1 protein-coding gene is annotated in these 393 nt (G+C 57.3%); it reads right to left on the reverse strand.

Going from position 1 to position 393, the window contains the following annotated elements:
* Positions 1-393: M20/M25/M40 family metallo-hydrolase (locus AC1DBN_RS21565; RefSeq protein ID WP_477724210.1), on the reverse strand; the 393-nt coding region annotated here is incomplete at both ends.

The following is a 393-nucleotide window of genomic DNA, read 5'->3' on the forward strand; positions in this document are numbered from 1 at the left end:
GTTTTCAGAGAAATAACGTGCGCCCGCCATGCTGGTCTCTTCATCGGCGGTCGCCAGAATGTAGAGCGGTTTTTTCAGCTTCGTCACGTCCACGTCACGCAGCGCGTCGAGGATAAAGGCGAAGAAGCCTTTCATGTCGGCGGTGCCCAGACCATAAAGCTTGTTGTCATGCTCGGTCAGCGTGAACGGATCGCGCGTCCAGCGGCCATCATCAAACGGCACGGTGTCAGTGTGCCCAGCCAGCAGCAGGCCGCCCGCGCCATGTCCGGTACTGGCGAGCAGGTTAAATTTGTGGCGAGTTCCGGGGACGGGCAGAACCTCAACGTTAAACCCAAGATCGCTAAACCAACCCGCCAGCAGATTGATTAAAGACTCATTGCTCTGATCCAGGGC

Source organism: Pseudarthrobacter sp. 10T415 (assembly GCF_056394175.1).